Below are 4,401 nucleotides of genomic sequence, written 5' to 3'. Positions count from 1 at the left end.
GCTGCCAATTCAACCCCGCCGACAGCCGGTGAAAATAGTCATCGGCATCAATTCCCGACATGAAGTTCGGTGCCCAGAACAACTTCCCGTCAGGTATGTCCAGCCACTCACCGGAAGCAACAGGCGGCGAAAACAGGTCCAGGTTTTCCATTATATCGTTCCTTGCTCGTCTATTTTGGTTAAACACCGCTAATGCTCAGTGGCGCTGTTCAATTGGCAGCCAGTCTTGATGATCGGGACCAATATAATCGGCACTCGGCCTAATTATCCGGTTATGTGCCCGCTGTTCAATCACATGGGCTGCCCAGCCAGTCACCCTGCTCATGACAAAGATAGGGGTAAATAACCGGGTGGGGATCCCCATAAAATGGTATGCCGTGGCATGAAAAAAGTCGGCATTGGCGAACAGGGACTTCTCACGCTTCATCACTTCTTCGACCCGTACCGAAATATCATACAGTACCGCATCATCGGCCTGTGCGGCCAGTTTCTCCGACCAAGCCTTGATCAGCACATTTCTCGGGTCTGACTCGCGATAAATTGCATGACCGAAACCCATGATTTTTTCTTTATTGGCCAGCATCGCCAGGATGCCTGCCTCGGCTTCATCAGGTGACTGCCAACGCTCGATCATTTCCATCGCCGCTTCGTTGGCTCCCCCATGTAGCGGCCCGCGCAAAGTGCCAATAGCGGCAGTTATACAGGAGTAGAGATCGGTAAGTGTCGATGCGCAAACCCGAGCAGAAAATGTTGAGGCATTGAACTCATGCTCGGCATAGAGGATCAACGAGCAGTGCATCACCTGACGATGCAACTCTGACGGCTCTTCACCGGTGATCATCTTGAGGAAATAGCCGCCAATACTGTCTTGCTCACAATAGGTCTCAATCCTCACCCCATGGTGACTATAGCGATACCAATAACAGATAATGGCCGGCAACAAGGCAAGCAAGCGATCCGCCCTGTCATACTCTTCGTCAAAGTCATGCTCCTGTTCAAGGTTACCCAGCATCGAACACCCGGTTCGCAGTACATCCATAGGGTGAGCATCAGCAGGGATCTGCTCGAGAACCGCTTTCAACGCCATTGGTAATCCGCGATAAGAAACAAGCTTGCTCTTATAGGCTGCCAGTTCTGTTCTGGTCGGCAGCTTTCCTTTTAGCAGGAGATATGCAACCTCTTCAAACTCGGCATGCGCTGCCAAGTCTGAAATATCATAACCGCGATAGGTTAGCCCCGTGCCGGTTTTGCCCACAGTACACAGAGCCGTTGAACCCGCACTTTGTCCTCGCAACCCTTCACCGCCTAATGCTTTTTGTGTACCCGGCATAATATGACTCCTTGATCTTCAGTTTAAGTGACTATCCCCAAACTAAAGATAGGTGAGAACAATCAGCTCAACCACTTGGGTAACATGTCATCCATTCCCGACAATGAGAACAGTCATTTCATACAGATAGTAATTGACGATAAAACCAAGGTTACGAGCAGCTTCAAGGCAAGGAATTTAACGCTATATCAACCCAGACTAGTCGATGATCCGATCCAGCCTGAGGGCGGTCCCGGCCTCTCTCATCACTGATCAAGTAGCGCATCGGATCCTTCTTATCCGGCCAAAATACACCTGACTGCAATACCTTCAGGTTGGAAGACGGCAGAACATAATCCAGCCTTAAACCTGAAATATGCGTCCACTCAGTCGACCTCCCCTTTCGCTGTTGCCAGGGGATCGCAAAACGTCCACCCACGCTTTTGGGTGTCATCTTACCGGCACTCACCAAGCGATTGATTCGAGGATGGAGCAAAAGGTTACGAATGGCCGATTTCATCCCGTCACCATCGGCCATGTCTGCATTCAGATCGCCCAGCACGACAAATGGGTCCGTTTTCTCCAGGCCTCCCCCTCTTGCGTTGTCATCACACAAGTAATCCGCATTGTCGATAATATCTGCCACTAGCTTCAGCTCGTCATGGTTGCGGCGCGCATTACGTTTCTCATCGCCATCAAATACCGGCGGCGTCGGATGACAACACAACAAATTGATCCGTTGACCGGCAACATTTACGGGGACGACAACATGGTTTTTCGAGGATAGTCGCAATACCTGTTCGGCCTGCTCACTGTAATAGCTCTCTGGCATCACGTTAGCAGGAAGATCGCACCAGAGCATTTCCTGCCAGCTGCGGATCGCTGCATCTTCAATAGGGAAACGAGACAATAAAACAAAACCGAAATGGCCATGGTGCTCACCAAAGCCCAAGCCGTCGCCCGGAAGGGTCAGCTCCCCGTCGCCATCAAGATCATAGGGGCTCATCAAGCCGGTATTTGTCGGCGGGCAATAACGATATGGATAGTCAATGGGCTGTTGCTGGTGCTGCGGACACTCAAGATAATGACGGCAGAAGTTGGCAAGGCTGCCATCATCGCCACCTTCGCCGGGATGGTCAAACTCGCACAGCATCAACACATCCGGTCGCGTATGCTGAATAATCGCAGCAAGTTTTGACAGCCGGGTATCCGACTTGGAGGAAGTCTGCTCAAGGATTTGGCCAGGAACTGGCGCTGACATTGAAATATTGAACACGGCAACACGCAACTTGCTCGGTGAAGCAGACGATGCTGGTTCAGAGCTGGGGTTAAATGCTAAATCGGACAACTAGAGGTACTCGACGAAAACACAAATAGGCGGAAATTATACAGATTTGCCCGCAAGCTTGATAATTTCCGCTCTGTTTGAGTCGATTGTTTCAAAGTTAATTCAGCTCATCAGTTGGGTGATCGCCAACCTGATTTGCTGCGCATCATGCATTGCCCTATGCTTCACGGGCCCCTGTTCTTCCAGTGCCAACTGAAAACGCGCCCGCTCAATGCCATTTTCCTGCATCAACCAATGACCGATTTCCGTCAGCATAAAAGAAGGCCTCATATGTGCCGCATGATACAGGCGGCCTAACCAAAATAGGTCCCACTGACTATCACAAAAGACATATTCATATTGACCCAGAACGGCATTAAGATGCTGACACACTTCAACAACCTGCCGACCTTCGAGATGCAGTTCCTGCCTGGAAATTTGGTGAATTTCATGTTCCGCAAAGTCGTCCCAGTATTGCCAAACATCACTTGCCGTTAGTGGATTAATCAGCAAGCTATTGCCACTACCGTCTGGTAAGGAGTATCCAACCTCTATCGGGTAAGACTGATCGGATAACCCAGATGCCTCAAAATCCAACGTTGCCCACATTGCACTCTCCCTGATGCTTATTCTGATCATCTTCGTAATACAGAACGGCGACTTCCTGTCGAAATTACGCTGAATCACGAAATACTATAGATTGTTAGCGCTCTGTTTACTCATTTTGATATCTATCGATGTAATCGCGCTACACAATAAATGTAGTCGGAATCTGCCTCCTAAGGGTAAAAAAGTCACCTCAACTCACTATTGATACAAGCATACTCAGTAATGATTTAACAGCATTTGATAGGTATGTAAATCATCGACAGCAAAACAAGCAAAGTAGACCTGAACAATATTGTCATCATCAGCCAGCTCTTCTTGCACCGTCATAACCGCAATTTCAGCCGCACGTTGCTTGGGAAAGTGATACACCCCGGTACTGATACAAGGAAATGCAATACTCTGAACGCCAGCCTGTCGAGCCAGCGATATTGAATTTCGATAGCAGCTTGCCAACAGCTTTTCCTCATCGTGGCTACCACCGTGCCATACCGGACCGACAGTATGAATGATATATTGTGCCGGCAGGCGGTAGCCTTTGGTTAACTTGGCTTCGCCAGTTTTGCAACCGCCCAAGGTCCGGCATTCAGCCAGCAGCTCAGCACCGGCAGCACGATGAATAGCACCGTCGACACCCCCACCTCCCAGCAACGAATTGTTTGCGGCATTGACGATAGCGTCCACATCTAGAGTTGTAATATCTATTTGAATTGCTGAGAGTTGGGCCATAACCATTCCTATCATTTTCCGTACACAGTGCTCGTACACTGATCCCCCAGATTTTGACACTTTATCCTGCTTGCATCATGACGTGGGGTGTAATTTCAATTAGGATCAGGACAAACAGACTTACTCGAAGTATTCCATGACTCCAATTATAGGTTTTGCCGGTTACAGCGGCTCAGGAAAAACAACACTACTGGAACAACTTATTCCGTTGCTGAAGCAGCAAGGCTTGCGAATTGGCCTGGTCAAACACAGCCACCACAGTATCGACCCAGATACTCCGGGAAAAGACAGTTATCGCCTGCGCCATGCTGGCTGCGCCCAGACACTCATGGCGACAAAAGAGAGGCATATGCTGTATTTCGAATATCCAGAGCCTGATCGCGAAGAACCACAGCTACAGGCCTGCCTGCAACAACTCGATCACAGCCAG

The 4,401-nt window shown here is 49.5% G+C and carries 5 protein-coding genes; 1 reads left to right on the top strand and 4 read right to left on the bottom strand.

What is annotated here, in order from left to right; genetic code table 11:
* Window positions 1–196: 196 nt before the first annotated feature.
* From prpC to MHN01_RS17820, 4 genes are all read right to left on the bottom strand, one after another.
* Window positions 197–1,330, bottom strand: a complete 1,134-nt coding sequence (gene prpC, locus MHN01_RS17835) for a 2-methylcitrate synthase (protein WP_239412573.1) — start codon at window positions 1,328–1,330, stop codon at window positions 197–199.
* Window positions 1,331–1,493: 163 nt separating this feature from the next.
* Window positions 1,494–2,657 (bottom strand): endonuclease/exonuclease/phosphatase family protein, encoded by a 1,164-nt coding sequence (locus tag MHN01_RS17830; RefSeq protein ID WP_370646520.1) that lies wholly within the window; start codon window positions 2,655–2,657, stop codon window positions 1,494–1,496.
* 102 nt (window positions 2,658–2,759) lie between these two features.
* Entirely contained in the window at window positions 2,760–3,245 is a 486-nt protein-coding gene (locus tag MHN01_RS17825; RefSeq protein ID WP_239412572.1) for a hypothetical protein, read from the bottom strand.
* Window positions 3,246–3,461: 216 nt separating this feature from the next.
* On the bottom strand, window positions 3,462–3,971 hold the full coding sequence (locus MHN01_RS17820; protein ID WP_239412571.1) for an O-acetyl-ADP-ribose deacetylase: 510 nt from the start codon (window positions 3,969–3,971) through the stop codon (window positions 3,462–3,464).
* Window positions 3,972–4,107: 136 nt separating this feature from the next.
* Here MHN01_RS17820 and mobB point away from each other — a divergent pair.
* Window positions 4,108–4,401 (top strand): molybdopterin-guanine dinucleotide biosynthesis protein B (gene mobB / locus MHN01_RS17815; RefSeq protein WP_239412570.1); only part of this gene is annotated, 294 nt, incomplete at its 3' end.

Source organism: Photobacterium sp. OFAV2-7, from assembly GCF_022347985.1.
Taxonomy (GTDB): Bacteria; Pseudomonadota; Gammaproteobacteria; order Enterobacterales; family Vibrionaceae; genus Photobacterium.
The sequence above is the reverse complement of the archived record's forward strand: the minus strand, read 5'-3'. Positions and strand labels throughout refer to the sequence as shown.

Bases quoted from the DNA above. Each gene is read 5' to 3' on its own strand.
- MHN01_RS17820 (WP_239412571.1), bottom strand. From the start codon at position 3,971: ATGGCCCAACTCTCAGCAATTCAAATAGATATTACAACTCTAGATGTG.
- MHN01_RS17825 (WP_239412572.1), bottom strand. From the start codon at position 3,245: ATGTGGGCAACGTTGGATTTTGAGGCATCTGGGTTATCCGATCAGTCT.
- prpC (WP_239412573.1), bottom strand. From the start codon at position 1,330: ATGCCGGGTACACAAAAAGCATTAGGCGGTGAAGGGTTGCGAGGACAA.